A 17048-nucleotide genomic window follows, 5' to 3' on the forward strand; every position below is an offset into this window, starting at 1 on the left:
CTCAAAAGAAACATGACATGCCACCAAAAGCCCGACGTACTCCTTATGCGATCACCACGCATGGCGATACGCGCATTGACAACTATTACTGGCTCCGGGACGATTCGCGTTCCCGGCCAGAGGTGCTCGACTATTTGCACGCGGAAAATGACTATGGCCGTAAGGTCATGGCCAGCCAGCAGGCGCTTCAGGATCAGTTGCTGAATGAAATGGTGCAGCGTATTCCCCAGCGCGATGTCTCCGCACCCTGGACCAAAAACGGCTATCGTTATCGCCATATCTACGAGCCCGGTAACGAATATCCCATCTACCAGCGTCAGTCGGTGTTAAGCGCCGAGTGGGATGAATGGGATATTTTGCTGGATGCTAACCAGCGTGCTGCCCACAGCGAGTTTTATACGCTGGGCGGCATGTCGGTCTCGCCCGATAACGCCATTATGGCGCTGGCGGAAGATTACCTCTCCCGGCGTCAGTACGGCCTGCGTTTTCGCAATCTGGAAACCGGTAACTGGTATCCGGAGATGATTGCGAACGTTTCGCCGGATTTTGTCTGGGCGAATGATTCTGAAACCGTCTACTACGTGAAGAAACATGCCTCCACGCTGCTGCCTTATCAGGTATGGCGTCATACCGTCGGCACCAGTGCGGATGATGACGAGCTGGTCTACGAAGAGAAAGATGAAACGTTCTATGTCAGTCTGCATAAAACGTCGTCACGCCACTATGTGATTATCTTCCTCGCCAGCGCAACCACCTCTGAAGTTCTGCTCCTGGATGCCGAGCTGCCTGATGCGCAGCCGCTCTGCTTCCTGCCGCGTCGTAAAGATCATGAGTACAGCCTGGATCACTTCCAGCACAGCTTTTACCTGCGCTCTAACCGCGAGGGCAAAAACTTTGGCCTCTATAAAACCAAAGTACGCGATGAAAGGAAATGGGAAGTGCTCATTCCTGCGCGGGAACAGGTGATGCTGGAAGGATTTACCCTCTTTACCGACTGGCTGGTGGTGGAAGAGCGCCAGCGGGGGCTGACCAGCCTGCGGCAAATTAACCGCAAAACGCGGGAGGTCATCGGGATTGCGTTTGACGATCCGGCCTATGTTACGTGGATTGGGTTTAATCCCGAGCCGGAATCGTCCCGCTTGCGCTATGGCTACTCGTCAATGACCACGCCGGATACGCTGTTTGAGCTGGACATGGAGACCGGACAACGTCAGGTGCTTAAGCAGTCTGAGGTAAAAGGGTTTGATTCCGATAACTACCGAAGCGAACACCTGTGGGTCACCGCCCGGGATGGCGTTGAGGTGCCCGTCTCGCTCGTCTATCACAAGGCGCATTTCCAGAAAGGGAAAAACCCGATCCTGGTCTACGGGTATGGATCCTACGGCTCAAGCATGGATGCCGATTTCAGCAGCAGCAGATTAAGCCTGCTCGATCGTGGCTTTGTTTTCGCCATCGCTCACGTGCGCGGTGGCGGCGAGCTGGGCCAGCACTGGTACGAAGACGGGAAATTCCTGAAGAAGAAAAACACCTTTAACGATTACCTCGACGTCTGCGATGCGCTAATAGAACAGGGTTATGGCGATCCGCAGCTCTGCTTTGGCATGGGCGGCAGTGCGGGAGGGCTGCTGATGGGGGCGGCCATTAACCAGCGTCCTGACCGCTTCAAAGGGGTCATCGCGCAGGTTCCGTTTGTCGACGTGGTAACCACGATGCTGGATGAGTCTATTCCGCTGACGACCGGTGAGTTTGAAGAGTGGGGGAATCCTCAGGACGAGATCTATTACCGCTATATGAAAGAGTACAGCCCGTACGATAACGTGGAAGCCAAAGCCTATCCGCACATGCTGGTGACCACCGGCCTGCACGATTCACAGGTGCAATACTGGGAGCCCGCAAAGTGGGTGGCGAAGCTGCGTGAGCTGAAAACTGATAATAACCTGCTGCTACTCTGTACCGACATGGACTCCGGACACGGCGGGAAATCGGGACGATTCAAATCGTATGAAGGGGTCGCGCTGGAGTATGCCTTTTTGATTGGCCTGGCGCAGGAAACGCTGCCAGGCCGTGCCGGAAGTTAAGCTTCACCCAGATAGTGCTTGAGCGTTAAGCGAAGCTCCGGGCTCATTTTGTCGAGGTTGTTATACAGCCAGCGCAGGTAGCCCGGATCTTTATCGGCGATATCGGACACCGCTTTGCCGCGGTATTTGCCAAAGGTGAAGGTGGTCATAAGCGCCGGTCGCCCGGTGATCGTTGCCATATCATCCGGCGTCCAGCCAGAGGTATTCATAATATCTATGAGTAGCGCCGCGGTGATATAGCAGTCGTACAGGGCGCGGTGATGATGCAGCCCCTCGGGCGTTCTGACGCTGAGCTTACGCGATTTATACAGCGCCATATTGCTGTATTTGATCCCCGGCCACAGACGACGCGCCAGCTTCATGGTGCAAATCCATTCGCCGGGCATCTCGGGCAGTACCCGGCGGTCAAAGCTGGCGTTGTGCGCGACATACCACGGGCTACCGTAATAGTGCGGAATGACCTCTTCAATCCAGGGTTTATCCGCCACCATCGATTCTGTAATGCGATGAATAGCCATCGCCTGCGGGCTAATCGGGCGGTCGGGACGCACCAGATGGCTCATGGGATTGACGATTTTACCGTCAATGACGTCAACAGACGCCACTTCCACTATTCCGCCCTGAAGATCGCAAGTTTCGGTATCGATGACGCGCAGCATTGAACGCTCCTGAGCTAAAACGCTTAGCCTAAAGGAATGATATCGCCTTGCCAACCCTGTCGGCCCAGAGATCCGGTCAATAATAGTTCGCCCTTATCCGCACGGACAATCAGCTGGCCTTTTTCATCCCACAGCGCGCTACCGCCACGGGCGTTCGCCATTAACACGGCAATGGCATACCTGTGCGCGAAGCGCTGCAACGTGTTGATGGACTGGCGCCAGCGGGTATCGCCCACGGACTGACAGCTGGTGAATAGCGTCGCCTGCGGATCCAGATTGGGGGAATCGGCATGCGTATCAACAATCGTCAGCTGTTTATCACCCGGCACCAGGCTGGCTCCGCTTCCCTGGGGGTAGCGCAGGATGCTGTGCCGGGATGGCGAAAACAGGGCGAGGCCCTTTACGCGCTGACCATTCAGATCAAGGGGCAGACCGGCAATGATGGTGATCCGGTAACGCTTTGCGGCGGCCAGCAAGGGGGTCAGCTGTGCGTCATCGGGTGGTGGAGGTAGGTCCGTCCTTCCCGGTCCTGTTAACGAGAGTTCAGGAAAGACCAGGAGATCGCACCGCTGTTGTGCCGCTTCCGCAACGAAACGGAGGTGGTGCGTTACGTGGTCATCTACACTGTGATGCTGCCCGGCATACTGGGCGGCGGCAATATTCCATTGTGACATCGTGACTTCCTTATACACAGAGTCGCAGGATTTAAGAATACACCTAAACTAATCAGGGTTTTCTTATCCTGGCATATTCCGCGTAAGGAAGTGTAACGAGTCGTTAAGCTTATTTAACTTTAGGTTCGTACGGCAAACGAGAGAGATTGACCGACGCGAGTCGGTGCGCAATCAAACGTTCGCGGAACCAGTCACGCAGATGGGCGGGTTGTTCACGTTCCACCACCTCAGCCACGATTGGCATGTTGTAACGCTCTTTAAACGCGACACCTGCGGCAGCGAGATCGACATTCACTTTATCCATCTCGTCCTGAGGAAGGGCAGCCAGATTGATCTTCATTACCTTCTCCTTTTTATGCGGCGGCAACGTTACCGCGATTGCACGATGATGACAAGCGGAGGTGGGATGATCCTCGACTCGATTATTATACAGCGTTATTCTTTAGCATACAGGCATAACAAAAAGGAATGATTGCGATGGGTTTATCCGCTTCCCGCGCGGTATGCGCGCTGGCTTTTCTCTTCTCTTCCGTTACAGCGACCCCGGTGCTGGCGCATGCGCACCTCCAGCAGCAAATCCCGGCAGCCGATAGCCAGGTAGCAGCTCCTCAGGCGCTTACCCTGAATTTTTCCGAAGGCATTGAACCCGGATTCAGCGGTGTCGTGGTGAAGGATGCACAGGGGAACGTGGTTAAAACCGGTGATATACAGCGTGACGAGCAGAATAAGGCCCAGTTCCATGTTCCGCTGGAGCAGACGCTGGTGACCGGCACGTACCAGGTTGACTGGCATGTGGTCTCGGTAGATGGTCACAAAACCAAAGGCAGCTATCGCTTCAGCGTGAAATAATATGCTGGCCTTCATCTACGTGGGGTTGCGCTTTATCCATTTCGGCGCGCTGATGCTGATTTTTGGTAATGCGCTGTATAGCGTCTGGTTCGCGCCGTCTTCTTTGTACCGTCTGATGTCCTGTCGTTTTCAGGTGCAGCAGCAGATTGCGGCGCTGGTCAGTCTGTTGTCGGCGCTCCTGATGTTCATGATCCAGGCCGGGCTCATGGGCAACGGCTGGGGAGACGTGTTTAACCCGAACGTCTGGCAGAGCGTGCTGGCAACGCAGTTTGGTAGCGTGTGGCTGTGGCAAATTATCCTGGGTGCAATTGCGGCCTGTGTCGCCTGGCTTGCGCCCCAGAAAGGATCGCGACTCTTGCTGCTCGCCATGGGGCAATTTGTCCTGCTGGCAGGCGTAGGGCATGCGGCAATGAACGACGGTGCAGCGGGGGCGTTGCAGCGTATCAATCACGCTCTGCATCTGCTCTGTGCCGCCACCTGGGTTGGCGGCCTCCTGCCGCTGCTGTATTGCATGCATCTGGCGAAAGGGCGCTGGCGGGTTGCGGCAATTTACACCATGATGCGCTTCTCTCGCGTGGGACATTATGCCGTAGCGGGGGTCGTGCTTACCGGCGCGATCAATGGGCTCTTTATTCTGGGCATTACGGTGCCCTGGCAGACGGGCTACGTGCAACTATTGTTGTTCAAATGTGCGCTGGTGGCATTGATGGTGGTAATTGCACTGGTGAATCGGTATTTTCTGGTGCCACGGTTTGGTGCCCACATCGGGCGCGAACAACAGATTTTTATCAGAATGACACAGGCAGAGGTGGTGCTGGGGGCGTTGGTGCTGGCAACGGTCAGCCTGTTCGCGACCTGGGAACCCTTTTGACAAGGTTAAAAAGCTTATGAAAAAGACAGTACTTTCTCTCTTATTGTTGGCCTGCACGGGTAGCGCGCTGGCGGCACCACAGGTTATCACCGTCAGCCGTTTTGAAGTGGGTAAGGATAAATGGGCGTTCAATCGTGAAGAGGTGATGCTGACCTGCCGTCCGGGTCATGCGCTGTATGCCATCAACCCAAGCACGCTGGTGCAATACCCGTTAAACGACGCGGCCGAACAGCAGGTCGCCAGCGGTAAGAGCAGCGGACAGCCTATCAGCGTTATCCAGATTGACGACCCGTCCAGCCCGGGGCAGAAAATGAGCCTGGCGCCGTTTATCGAACGCGCTGACAAGCTCTGCTAGCTTTCGGTTTCCAGTAAAAAAACCGCAGTGGCTTGCGAAAGCACTGCGGTTTTTCATATTTATTGATGTTTTGACGCTTTTTTTCCGGCCGCTTTAGCTGTGGACTGGAAAACCTGGCGTCGTCATCTATTCTTAAAAGGCAAGGCGACTTAGCCTGCATTAATGCCAACTTTTAGCGCACGGCTCTCTCCCAAGAGCCATTTCCCTGGACCGAATACAGGAATCGTATTCGGTCTCTTTTTATCTGATTGAAAGTAACGACAAAATCCACTTATCGACTCTCTCAGAAGGGACACTTCCAGTGAACCGCCTTCAACCATACCACACTACGGCAGGCGGAAGTCCTGCCCTTTTTGACGGTTTTGTTAAATTTTTGTATGTGGTTGGCAAAAGCAAGACGCAGGGTTAAAAGCGGGCGTTAATGGCCGTTTTAATTTCATCAAGCAGCTCAAAGCGGCGGCGATATTCTGCCCGTTTCTTACTGGCAATCTCGTCCAGGGATTTACGCGCCATCTCAAGTGGCAACTGCCAGCAGAAGGTCGAGCGTTTCTTACCGTCCAGGGTTTCCCAAAACTCATCGTAGCTGGCGTGGAAATGACGGCCTTTGCTCAGGCGATAACGCAACGCGCGGAAAACATGGCCCTCATCACTGACGGCATAGATGGCGCGGATGTTTGACTGTGCGACCAGCTGGAAAATCACTTCCATCAGTACGCGTTTTGGGAACAGGCCGTGGCAGGCGCGGGTAGCCTGTTTGATCACATCGCGCGTGACGCCACGGCGAGGCCCCTGAAGCCCGCCAATCACCAGTACCCGTTGTCCCGCGCTATGTGCAACAGTGAAGGTCAGGCTTGCGAGTAAGGTATTCTCGTCATCGCGCAGCCACAGTGTGCTTTCACCTTCGCGCTCGGCTTTGTGAGCGGAGGAGGCGTTGACGGTATAGAGCACCTCATTTTTAGCCCTGAACTGCACGACAGGTTGCTCCTGAGGGCTGGTCAGCGCATGGGCGAGTAAGGGGTCTTTCAGACCATCAATCCAGTGGTAGTGGCTGACGATCGCGTCAGCACGGTCGCCGGCATTCAGGCCGCGCATCAAGTACTGGCGGTGGGTTTTACTGGGTAACGTGATTTGCGCGGCCAGTAACCGATCGAAGTCATCCCGGCCAGAAAGTGCCTCAAGCATGCGTCGGGTAGAAGACCAGAACAGAAGCGAGCGTAACAGGAATTTCAGCCGATACTCACGCTTTTTCCAGATGGGGCCCGGAACGCATCTTCCGTTGACCAGGTCGGAAATAATATGTGTACGATGCGGATAGAGCACATCGTTATGCAGGTGAGTATTGGACACGTTGAAACCTCTCTTTTATTTAGCGCTTATTTTAAAGGCCCGATAAAAAGGGATTAATAGCGCGGGAAGGTTTATTTCCGTTTGGTTTAGCGTTTGTTTGGCTTTGTGATGCCCGGCGCTGATATTTGCATTTTCTGATGCGGCTATACTTATTCAGGGAGGCCTTATGTATCAGCGAATCGATGGTGGAAAGTGGCGTCACGTCTGGGTTGTGAGCGATATACACGGTTGCTATCAGTGGCTGTTGGACGAACTGAAACGCCGCCGTTTTAATCCTTATGAGGATTTGCTGATCTCCGTTGGGGATTTGATTGATCGTGGCCCTGACAGCGTTAAGTGCCTGCAACTGATCAATGAAAAATGGTTTCGCGCAGTCCGGGGGAACCATGAGCAAATGGCAATCGACAGCGTGGAAAATAACGACTTTGCGCTCTGGTTGATGAATGGTGGAAGCTGGTTCTCGCAGCTTGATGATTCGCAACAGCAGCAGGCGCTGACCCTGTTAGAAGCGTGCCGACAGTTGCCGCTGATTATTGAGATAACCTGCACAAACGGCCTGAATGTCATTGCTCATGCTGACTATCCGGCAGCGGAATATCGCTGGCAGCAGCCGGTGAGCGCTGAGCGGGTGCTGTGGGATCGGGATCGGCTAATGGGGTTTATGGCAGGAAAAGGGCAGGGAATTCGCGGGGCGGATCACTTCTGGTTTGGTCATACGCCGCTGGATAAGCGATATGATTTTGACAACCTGCACTACATTGATACCGGCGCGGTGTTTGACGGCTATTTCACGCTGGCGCAGTTGCAGTAATAAATAACCCGCCTTCGGGCGGGTTCTCTCTGGTCAGGCAAGACGCATGACCCAGGCATCGGTTTTACTATCGTAATGCTCGCGGTAAAGGACGGAATGTTCGCCATCAAGGATTGCCGGAACGCTGGTGTCGGCATCCCAGGCATCCAGTTGCATACACAAATCCGGGTCGGATTTGCAGGGAATACTTAACGTTCGTTCGCCCTGGGTTTCGCCGCGCAATTCTGCGTCGTCGATTTCAAAAGCGCCAATTCGCACGCTGGTTTTCGTCATAATGCTCTCCGGGTGTGTTGTCAAAATCTGGTATGACCAGTACAGCCATCCATTTTTGATCGTAGACAAGGAGAGCAAAATCGCCAGTAAAAAAGTGCGCTTTTTTTAGTCGGCGCGATCGTTACCGGTAAACAGGCGACCATCGCGCACCAGTTCGCGTGGATAGCTGTTTTTCAGACGCGAACCCACTTTCTTTGCCAGTCCCAGCGGGTATCCCTGGTACGTCACCACAACGTCATCCTGAGAAGGGGCCGTTTCCGGATACACATCGCGCCCCCGGTACCACTCTTCAGCTTCCTGATGCGTCAATGCGAAGGTGTTAGACGTGCCGGCAAGGGCAATGACCGCCTCGTGCTGCCAGCGATAGCCCTTGTTATGCACTTCCGCCAGGCGGATCCCGATTCGGGAAAAACGAACTTTGCCGATAAGCGGTTCGATGTTCGCCGGGAAAAGCCAAATCTCTTTATCGCGCTGCCAGAGGTGAAGATCGTCATTCCAGTTCAGTCCGGCTTTGCGGGCTGCGGTGGTGACCTGCTCTGCTTCACGGCTCTTCAGCGGTGTGAAGGGGAAATTACCGACCTTAAATGTTGGCGCGGGCAGTGGTGCGATGGCGGCAGTTTTACGCAGACGGGCGACAAAAAAACCTTCGCAGTCATAAATCTGCGGGAATACGTGGAGGAAACCCTCCGGGGTGATGGCGTCTTCAGCAGAGGCAAATAAGTCATTCAGTGGCAGAAACTCAACCGCATCGGGGTATTGCGCTTTCAGCCACAGGCAGACGTCTTCGTTTTCATCACGGTTTAACGTGCAGGTGGAATAAACCAGCGTACCGCCTGGACGAAGGGCATGAAACGCGCTGTCGATCAGTTCGCGCTGCGTTGCGGCAATGTCGAGGTTGCTTTCAACTGACCAGTTTTTTAGCGCATCGGGATCTTTACGTACCACGCCTTCACCGGAGCAGGGGGCGTCCAGCAGGATGGCGTCAAACGCTTCCGGCAGGGCGGCACCAAACACGCGTCCGTCGAAATGCGTCAGGGCGACATTCTGAATGCCGCAGCGGCTGATGTTGGCATGCAGCACCTTCACGCGGCTGGCTGAAAACTCATTGGCGAGAATGGCCCCGCGGTTAGCCATGCGGGCGGCAATCTGCGTGGTTTTTGAACCGGGGGCGGCAGCCACATCCATGACCCGTTCAGGCGTGTTGCCATCGGCAAACAGCGCAGCAACCGGCAGCATTGAGCTGGCTTCCTGAATATAAAACAGACCGCTCAAATGCTCGGCGGTACTGCCCAGCGGCAGTGACGCCTCGTCCTCCCGTTCGATCCAGAAACCCTCTTCACACCACGGAACGGGCGTGAGCTGCCAGTGGTAAGGTGATACCAGCGCAAGGAAATCCGCGACGCTGATTTTCAGCGTGTTGACGCGAATACTCCGGCGTAACGGTCGCTGACAGGCGGCGATAAAATCGTCTAACGAGAGGTGAGAAGGAAGCGCCTCGCGCATCTGCGCGAGGAATTGTTCAGGAAGATATACGGAGTTTTGAGCCACGGGCACACCACAGGGAAAAGTTCAGGTGCGCAGTGTAACATAAAGGCTCCGGCGCGTTGACACCGGAGCCCTGAGATTAACGCGGCAGGGCGGTTCCCCACTCACGCCACTCTTTAGGTTCGCTTTCGAGCAGCAGGAAGTGTTTGCCCGGCTGTGCTTTCGGCGCCAGCGGTGTACCCGGCGGCGTGGCGAAAGCAATACCGCCGCGAATAAACTGGTTGAACGTACCGGTTTTCACCACGCCGCCCGTCAGGCCGAAGTCCAGCGAATAGCCAGAGGCCAGCCAGAACACCGAGTTATTCCGTACCAGATGCTGGTAACGATCGCTGATGCGTAACGCCACCATCACGCGGTCGGAGAGCGTGCCGAGCGTCAGGCCGGTCACCGTTCCTACTTCAATACCGCGGAACAGGACTGGCGTGCCGATGCTAAGCGAGCCGGCTTCCGGTACCTCCACCACAATGCTCAGACCATCAAGATAGCGCGAGTCGGTGATGGTGGCTTCCTGCAGTTCAAAATCACGACGCGCGTTGCCACGGCCAGGCTCGACGTTGATATACGGCTGCAGGATGGTGTCGAGATGCTCAACGCCCGCGGCCGAGATCTGCGGCGTCACCACGGAGAAACGCGTGCCTGAACGGGCAAACGTCTGCACATATTCCGGATAAAGCACCGCGGTGGCCTGCACTTCATTGCGGGCGGTGATCAGCGTCAGCTTCTGGATCTGTCCGATATCAATGCCCAGGTAGCGGATAGGCATTCCTTCCGCCAGCTTTCCGGCATCGAAGGCGTGCAGGGTAATCTGCCCGCCAACCGCACGTGCAGCGGTTTCAGACGGGAAGAGGATACGCTTGTCACCCTTGCGCATATTGCCGCCCGCGCCGGGCAGATTATCGAAGCTGATCGCCCCGCGCAGCGCGCGCGAGAGCGGGGAGGCCTGCACGGTCAGTCCGCTACCGTTAAGCTGAACTTTTGCGCCACCTTCTGCCCAGAAGACGCTGTTCGGGGTAAGCAGTTTGCGATACTCCGGCTTGATGTGCAGTTCAATATCAAAGGCGTCTGCACGAGGGCGAACGGTGATGACCTCCCCAACTTCAAACTTGCGATACAGCACGACTGAGCCTGCCTGAACGTCCGGCAGCGTTTCCGCACTCAGCGTCAGCGTGGTGGTCGGCAGATCGCTCATGCTGTTTTCAATCGCTTTATCCAGATTGGCATACAGCGGATAGCTGTCGCGAACGGGACCTTTGCTGCCCGGCAGAATGCGGATCCCGCCGTTCACCCACTCGCTCGCACTGGCTCCGAGGAATTCAACGCCGTCCAGCCCGACCTTCACGTCTAAGCGGCTGTTAACCACGAATTTGCTGTCGCCATGCACCAGATTGCTGTATTGCGGATCGATTGCAGCGGAGAAGCTTACACCGTTTTCCGACAACGACCGCTCCAGCACCTGGCCTACCTGTACACCGTGTAAGATCAGCGGCTGACCAGCTTCGATACCGTAACTTTCCGGCGCGTTCAGCGTTATTGTCACTACGCCGGGTTTTTGCAGCAGGGCTTTATCCGCCGGGGCAACCACAAAGGTGTTGCTGGGCTGGCCTTCGCCGGGGATCAACTCGAAGGTACTGCCTGTCAGGAGGCTGCTGATGCTGGCATCACTCAGGGACAGTTTCGGGCTGCGCATTTCGATACGCGTTTTCTCGCGCAGAAGATCTACCACGCTTGGGTCAACCGTCATCTCCCCGGTTACGGAACCGCCCGGATTGAGCGTCATTTTGGTGAGCTGACCGACCTCCAGACCCTGATACATCAGCGGCGTAGAACCGGCTTTTAACCCTTTGGCATCGGGCAGGGCAAGTTTGACGATCACGCCACGCTGGCTGTGCGCCAGGTCGGCATACAGGCCAAACGTGTCATCTGCGGCGGCAGGGCTGGAATTTTCCGGGGAGTCAAAGGCAATGGCACCATTGACCAGCGCGGCCAGACTTTCAAGCTTCACTTTCGCACCGCTGAGGCTTAGGTCAGCATCCACGCCGGAAACGTTCCAGAAACGGCTGCCTTTTTTCACCAGATTGGTAAAGCGACGCTCGATTAACACATCGATAGTCACCCCCTGCTTGTTGGGGTTGATGGCGTAATCGTACACCCGGCCCACCGGGATTTTACGGAAGTACACCAGCGAGCCGCTGTTGAGTGACCCCAAGTCCGGCGCCTGCAGGTGGATCATCAGATCCCCGTTATTGAGACGATATTTGGGCTGCGTATCAAGCGCCACAAAGTGATCCTGTGGCTCACCTTTACCCGGCATCATGCCGATATAGTTCCCGCCAACCAGCGCATCCAGACCGGACACCCCGGCCAGAGAGGCCTTTGGCGTGACCAGCCAGAACTGTGTTTCGCTGCGCAGCGCGTCCTGCATATCAGATTTGATGCTGGCCCGCACCTGAATCTTATTCAGCCCTTTTCCAAGGGAGATATCCTGGACGGTACCGACTTCCACCCCCTGGAAACGCACCGGGGTACGTCCGGCCACAATGCCGTCGGCAGACTGGAAATCAATGGTGATGGTACTTCCGCGATCTTCATAGCTCGTCCAGATAAGCCAGCCTGCAATCATCAGGGCGATGACAGGCAGCAACCAGAATGGCGAAATGCGGCGTTTTGTTTTAATTCTCGCTTCAGTCGGCGAAGCGGGGGTTTCCTGACTCATGTGCATCCCAAAGTAAGCGGCTATCCAGCCATTCCACAGCAAGAATAGTCAATATCACCGCAGAGCCGAAATAAAAAGCTGCGGGTCCCATTGTAAAAGCAAGTAGCTGGTCGCGGTTAATCAGCGACATCATCAACGAAATCACGAACAGATCCAACATCGACCAGCGGCCAATCCAGGTAACGAAGCGCAGGAGCAGGATACGGGTACGTAAGCCTTGCTCACATTTAAAGTGAATGCTGATGAGCAGGGTAAACATCACCACCACTTTGGTAAACGGCACCAGAATACTGGCGATAAACACAATTGCCGCCACGCCAATATTACTGTGCGCAAGGGAGATAATGCCCGAGAGGATGGTATCCTCCTGCCGCCCGCCATTCACGTAAATAATCGATATCGGCAACATGTTGGCAGGAAGCAGGAATATCAACGAGGCGATGAGGGCGGCCCAGCATTTTTGCAGGCTGTTGTTGCGCCGCAGTCGCAAGGGAATATGGCAGCGTGGGCAGCGGCCGCGCGCATCGGGGAGCCCGGTATAGTGGCAGCCCAGACAGACCCGGAGATTCTCGTCCGGGCGCGTGGCGGGGCGCTGCGGGTAAAATCGCTCCCAGAGCTGCTCAACGTTGAGATGGATCAGCGTCAGGATACTGAGCAATACCAGACAGATAAAAGCAAAGAGGCCGACGCCCGGTTGCAGAAACGCGTAGTCCTGCACTTTTATGGAGGCCACGCCAACGCCCACCAGATAGATATCCAGCATCACCCACTCTTTGAGTTTATCGAGCATCAGCAACACCGGGCGCAGGTTCATGCCGAGAATATTACCGAACCAGAGATACGCAATGGCGGCGACCAGCACCAGCGGTGCACCAACGGTACAGAAAAGCACCATGGCTGCGGTCACCGGATCGCCCTGGCGCGTCATCTGCCAGATCCCCTGCAGCACGTTGGCATCGATGCGCACGCCGAGCAGGTAGAGCTTCAGCAGCGGCTCGCTCCAGGCAAAGGGCATCAACAGCAGCATGGTGACCGCCATGGCGGCGAGACGGGTTAATGACCAGTCGCGGCCGTCACGAATTTTGGCGTCGCAGCGGGGACAAAAGGCGCTTTGGTGCGATTTCATCTTCGGCAACATAAAAAGCGTATCGCACTGGGGGCAACGCTGATAATGTGCACGAGGCAAAGCTGCGCTTACCGTATGGACAGTTATCTTTTTTGTCGGCGTGATTTTGGTTGTTTTTAAGGCCATCAGTTGCGCACAAATAGGTATTGTTGAAAGTTATAATAACTCATGAATGGATTCATCTTGAGCATGAGCGCATTTAATGCTTATTTTAATAGGCTATGCGGTAATTTTGTAAGACAACTAAGTGATTAAAGAATGAACAAAACAGAATTCTACGCGGATCTGAACCGCGATTTTAAGGCATTGATGGCGGGTGAAACCAGCTTCTTAGCCACTCTGGCAAATACTAGCGCATTGCTGTTTGAACATCTCTCTGACGTGAACTGGGCCGGTTTTTATCTTCTGGAAGGTGAAACGCTGGTGCTGGGGCCGTTCCAGGGCAAACTGGCCTGCGTGCGCATTCCGGTAGGCCGGGGTGTCTGCGGCACGGCAGTCGCCGAGAATCAGGTACAGCGTGTGGAAGATGTGCATGCGTTTGACGGGCACATTGCCTGTGATGCCGCCAGTAATTCTGAAATCGTGCTGCCGCTGGTGGTAAAAAATCAGATTATTGGCGTTCTGGACATCGACAGTACGGTCTTCAGTCGCTTTACAATCGAGGACGAACAGGGGCTGCGCGAGCTGGTGGCGAATCTGGAAAACGTTCTTGCAGCAACCGATTATCAAAAATTCTTTGCGAGCGTCGCAGGATAATCAACGGATAACGTAGCATTTACTGATAGCGTCATTATAATGACGCCTGTTCATGCCTGCGCTTGTTGGCAACGTCCGTTGTAATCAGGAAATTTCATGGAAAATCAACCTAAGTTGAATAGCAGTAAAGAAGTTATCGCATTTCTGGCCGAGCGTTTCCCACAGTGCTTCAGCGCTGAAGGCGAAGCTCGTCCCCTGAAAGTCGGTATTTTTCAGGATCTGGTAGCACGCGTTGAGGGGGAAATGAACCTCAGCAAAACTCAGCTGCGTTCCGCCTTACGTCTTTATACTTCGAGCTGGCGTTACCTGTACGGTATCAAACCGGGCGCGACTCGCGTGGATCTTGACGGCAACCCCTGTGGTGAGCTGGACGAGCAGCACGTCGAGCATGCGCGTAAGCAGCTTGAAGAAGCCAAAGCACGCGTTCAGGCACAACGTGCAGAACAGCAGGCGAAAAAACGTGAAGCCGCTGCGGCAAACGGCCAGGAAGAAGCGCCTCGCCGTGAGCGTAAACCGCGTCCTGCACCGCGTCGCACCGAAAATAACGATCGCAAACCGCGTGCTGACAAACCAGCAGCTAAAGCCCCGCGCGCGCCTCGTGAAGAGCAGCGCCACACTCCGGTTTCAGACATCAACGCCCTGAGCGTCGGTCAGGCACTGAAGGTAAAAGCGGGTAACAATGCAATGGACGCCACCGTTATGGAAATCACCAAAGATGGCGTTCGTGTACAGCTGACTTCTGGTATGTCAATGATTGTACGCGCAGAACACTTGTTGTTCTGAAACGGAGGCCAAGCCTGGCATGAACACTTTTTTTAAGCTCACCGCGCTGGCGGGCCTGTTTGCCATAACAGGCCATGCTTTCGCAGTGGACGATATTACGCGTGTTGATCAAATTCCGGTTCTCAAGGAAGAGACGCAGCACGCGACGGTGAGCGAGCGTGTGACGTCACGCTTCACCCGTTCGCACTATCGTCAGTTCGATCTCGATCAGGCCTTTTCGGCCAAAATCTTCGACCGCTATCTGAACTTGCTGGATTACAGCCATAACGTACTGCTCGCCAGCGATGTCGAGCAGTTCGCCAAACGTAAATCCGACGTCGGTGATGAGCTGCGTTCCGGCAAGCTGGATCTGTTCTACGATCTGTATAATCTGGCACAAAAGCGCCGCTTTGAACGTTATCAATATGCGCTGAAAGTGCTGGAACGTCCGATGGACTTCACCGGCAATGACACCTTTAATCTGGACCGCAGTAAAGCGCCCTGGCCGAAAGACGAAGCCGAGCTGAACGCCCTGTGGGACAGCAAAGTGAAGTACGACGAACTGAGCCTCAAGCTCACTGGCAAAGATGAGAAAGAGATCCGTGACACGCTGACGCGCCGTTACAAGTTTGCCATTCGTCGTCTGGCACAAACCAACAGCGAAGATGTTTTCTCGCTGGCAATGACTGCCTTTGCCCACGAAATCGACCCGCACACGAACTATCTCTCCCCGCGTAACACCGAACAGTTCAATACCGAAATGAGCCTGTCTCTGGAAGGTATCGGCGCGGTGCTGCAGATGGACGACGATTACACGGTGATCAACTCCATGGTTGCGGGTGGCCCGGCATCAAAAAGCAAAGCGATAAGCGTAGGCGATCGCATTGTCGGTGTAGGCCAAACCGGGCAGAACATGGTTGATGTCATCGGCTGGCGTCTGGACGATGTGGTTGCGCTGATCAAAGGTCCGAAAGGCAGCAAAGTTCGTCTTGAAATTCTGCCTGCCGGGAAAGGCACCAAAACCCGTATCGTAACCCTGACCCGCGAGCGTATTCGTCTTGAAGACCGCGCGGTGAAAATGTCGGTGAAAACCGTTGGTAAAGAGAAGGTGGGTGTACTTGATATCCCTGGCTTCTACGTAGGGCTGACCGATGACGTAAAAGTGCAGCTGCAGAAGCTTGAGAAGCAGAACGTCAGCAGCGTGATCATCGATCTGCGCAGCAACGGCGGTGGTGCACTGACAGAAGCTGTCTCTCTGTCTGGCCTGTTTATCCCGTCTGGTCCGGTCGTGCAGGTGCGCGATAACAACGGTAAAGTGCGTGAAGATGCCGACAATGATGGCGTGGTTTACTACAAAGGCCCGCTGGTGGTGCTGGTCGATCGCTTCAGTGCGTCAGCGTCAGAAATCTTTGCCGCTGCAATGCAGGACTATGGTCGCGCGCTGATCGTGGGTGAGCCGACGTTCGGTAAAGGTACCGTGCAGCAGTATCGTTCCCTGAATCGTATTTACGATCAGATGCTGCGTCCGGAATGGCCTGCGCTGGGGTCTGTTCAGTACACCATTCAGAAATTCTATCGTGTGAACGGCGGCAGTACGCAGCGTAAGGGCGTGACGCCAGACATCATGATGCCGACAGGCACGGAAGAGACGGAAACCGGTGAGAAGTTTGAAGATAACGCGTTGCCGTGGGATAGCATCAATGCCGCGACTTACGTGAAAGCCGGTGATATGACCCAGTTTGGTCCGGAGCTACTGAAAGACCACAACGAACGCATCGCGAAAGATCCTGAATTCCAGTACATCATGAAGGACATTGCCCGCTTTAATGCCCTGAAAGAAAAACGGAATATTGTTTCTCTTAACTACGCTCAGCGTGAGAAAGAGAACAATGAGGATGACGCAACGCGTCTGGCGCGTATCAACGATCGCTTCAAACGTGAAGGTAAACCGTTGCTCAAGAAACTGGACGATCTGCCAAAAGATTACCAGGAGCCGGATCCGTACCTGGACGAGACGGTACATATCGCTCTTGACCTGGCGAAACTCGAAAAAGCCAGGCCCGCCGAGCAACCTGCTCCGGCAAAATAATCCCCAACAGGCACAAGAAATTGTGCCTGTTTCTTTTTGTTCTGCATCCTTCCGTCAGGCAGATTTCCAATTGTGTAAAGTTGTGTCTTTCTGGTGACTTACGCCCTTCGGATGCTTGAAAATAGCCACAATACCCATAC

Annotated in this window: 16 protein-coding genes; 8 read left to right on the forward strand and 8 right to left on the reverse strand. The window is 54.8% G+C overall.

Going from position 1 to position 17048, the window contains the following annotated elements; all coding sequences use genetic code 11:
* The first annotated feature begins 17 nt into the window (after positions 1 to 17).
* Positions 18 to 2078, forward strand: a complete 2061-nt coding sequence (ptrB, locus tag ACMWKA_RS09970) for an oligopeptidase B (RefSeq protein ID WP_020690816.1) — start codon at positions 18 to 20, stop codon at positions 2076 to 2078.
* On the opposite strand, the gene exoX is transcribed toward ptrB, so the two are convergent.
* From exoX to ACMWKA_RS09985, 3 genes are all read right to left on the reverse strand, one after another.
* Positions 2075 to 2737: an exodeoxyribonuclease X gene (gene exoX, locus ACMWKA_RS09975; RefSeq protein ID WP_020690817.1), complete on the reverse strand. Its 663-nt coding sequence runs from the start codon at positions 2735 to 2737 to the stop codon at positions 2075 to 2077. The genes ptrB and exoX overlap by 4 nt on opposite strands.
* A 23-nt stretch (positions 2738 to 2760) precedes the next feature.
* Positions 2761 to 3411, reverse strand: coding sequence for a carbon-nitrogen hydrolase family protein (locus ACMWKA_RS09980; RefSeq protein WP_284155929.1), 651 nt, complete (start codon positions 3409 to 3411; stop codon positions 2761 to 2763).
* Positions 3412 to 3520: 109 nt separating this feature from the next.
* Positions 3521 to 3751, reverse strand: a complete 231-nt coding sequence (locus ACMWKA_RS09985) for a DNA polymerase III subunit theta (protein ID WP_013096102.1) — start codon at positions 3749 to 3751, stop codon at positions 3521 to 3523.
* Between the two features lie 137 nt (positions 3752 to 3888).
* On the opposite strand from ACMWKA_RS09985, the gene yobA reads away from it, so the two are divergent.
* Genes yobA through ACMWKA_RS10000 form a run of 3 tightly spaced genes read left to right on the forward strand, consistent with a single transcriptional unit; the run spans position 3889 to position 5486 of the window.
* Complete coding sequence (gene yobA, locus ACMWKA_RS09990) at positions 3889 to 4260, forward strand: CopC domain-containing protein YobA (RefSeq protein WP_020690820.1); 372 nt, start codon at positions 3889 to 3891, stop codon at positions 4258 to 4260.
* A 1-nt stretch (position 4261) separates the two neighbouring features.
* Positions 4262 to 5131: a copper homeostasis membrane protein CopD gene (gene copD / locus ACMWKA_RS09995; protein ID WP_248066040.1), complete on the forward strand. Its 870-nt coding sequence runs from the start codon at positions 4262 to 4264 to the stop codon at positions 5129 to 5131.
* Positions 5132 to 5147: 16 nt separating this feature from the next.
* Entirely contained in the window at positions 5148 to 5486 is a 339-nt protein-coding gene (locus tag ACMWKA_RS10000; protein WP_013096105.1) for a YebY family protein, read from the forward strand.
* Between the two features lie 405 nt (positions 5487 to 5891).
* On the opposite strand, the gene ACMWKA_RS10005 is transcribed toward ACMWKA_RS10000, so the two are convergent.
* Positions 5892 to 6833 (reverse strand): VirK/YbjX family protein, encoded by a 942-nt coding sequence (locus tag ACMWKA_RS10005; RefSeq protein ID WP_020690823.1) that lies wholly within the window; start codon positions 6831 to 6833, stop codon positions 5892 to 5894.
* Positions 6834 to 6999: 166 nt separating this feature from the next.
* Here ACMWKA_RS10005 and pphA point away from each other — a divergent pair, with 166 nt between their 5' ends.
* Positions 7000 to 7644, forward strand: a complete 645-nt coding sequence (pphA, locus tag ACMWKA_RS10010; protein WP_020690824.1) for a protein-serine/threonine phosphatase — start codon at positions 7000 to 7002, stop codon at positions 7642 to 7644.
* A 33-nt stretch (positions 7645 to 7677) separates the two neighbouring features.
* Here pphA and ACMWKA_RS10015 read toward each other — a convergent pair whose 3' ends face one another.
* The 4 genes from ACMWKA_RS10015 to yebS all read right to left on the reverse strand — a co-directional run bounded on the left by ACMWKA_RS10015 (position 7678) and on the right by yebS (position 13427).
* The gene (locus ACMWKA_RS10015; RefSeq protein ID WP_013096113.1) at positions 7678 to 7917 is read right to left on the reverse strand and encodes a YebV family protein; all 240 of its coding nucleotides are present in this window, start codon (positions 7915 to 7917) and stop codon (positions 7678 to 7680) included.
* 105 nt (positions 7918 to 8022) lie between these two features.
* A complete protein-coding gene (gene rsmF, locus ACMWKA_RS10020; RefSeq protein WP_048972804.1) occupies positions 8023 to 9465 on the reverse strand; it encodes a 16S rRNA (cytosine(1407)-C(5))-methyltransferase RsmF in 1443 nt (480 codons plus the stop codon).
* 76 nt (positions 9466 to 9541) lie between these two features.
* A complete protein-coding gene (locus tag ACMWKA_RS10025) occupies positions 9542 to 12175 on the reverse strand; it encodes a PqiB family protein (RefSeq protein WP_038984487.1) in 2634 nt (877 codons plus the stop codon).
* The gene (gene yebS, locus ACMWKA_RS10030; RefSeq protein ID WP_038984489.1) at positions 12144 to 13427 is read right to left on the reverse strand and encodes a membrane integrity lipid transport subunit YebS; all 1284 of its coding nucleotides are present in this window, start codon (positions 13425 to 13427) and stop codon (positions 12144 to 12146) included. Before yebS ends, ACMWKA_RS10025 begins: the two co-directional genes overlap by 32 nt.
* 132 nt (positions 13428 to 13559) lie before the next feature.
* Here yebS and ACMWKA_RS10035 point away from each other — a divergent pair, with 132 nt between their 5' ends.
* The 3 genes from ACMWKA_RS10035 to prc all read left to right on the forward strand — a co-directional run bounded on the left by ACMWKA_RS10035 (position 13560) and on the right by prc (position 16908).
* Positions 13560 to 14057, forward strand: a complete 498-nt coding sequence (locus tag ACMWKA_RS10035; RefSeq protein WP_023620459.1) for a GAF domain-containing protein — start codon at positions 13560 to 13562, stop codon at positions 14055 to 14057.
* 96 nt (positions 14058 to 14153) lie between these two features.
* On the forward strand, positions 14154 to 14840 hold the full coding sequence (proQ, locus tag ACMWKA_RS10040; RefSeq protein WP_020690828.1) for an RNA chaperone ProQ: 687 nt from the start codon (positions 14154 to 14156) through the stop codon (positions 14838 to 14840).
* A 19-nt stretch (positions 14841 to 14859) separates the two neighbouring features.
* Entirely contained in the window at positions 14860 to 16908 is a 2049-nt protein-coding gene (gene prc / locus ACMWKA_RS10045) for a carboxy terminal-processing peptidase (RefSeq protein WP_013096119.1), read from the forward strand.
* The last annotated feature ends 140 nt before the right edge of the window (positions 16909 to 17048 follow it).

Origin of the sequence: Enterobacter sp. 03-F-07-AD-ECC, from assembly GCF_047530935.1 — a bacterium.
GTDB lineage: Bacteria > Pseudomonadota > Gammaproteobacteria > Enterobacterales > Enterobacteriaceae > Enterobacter > Enterobacter cloacae.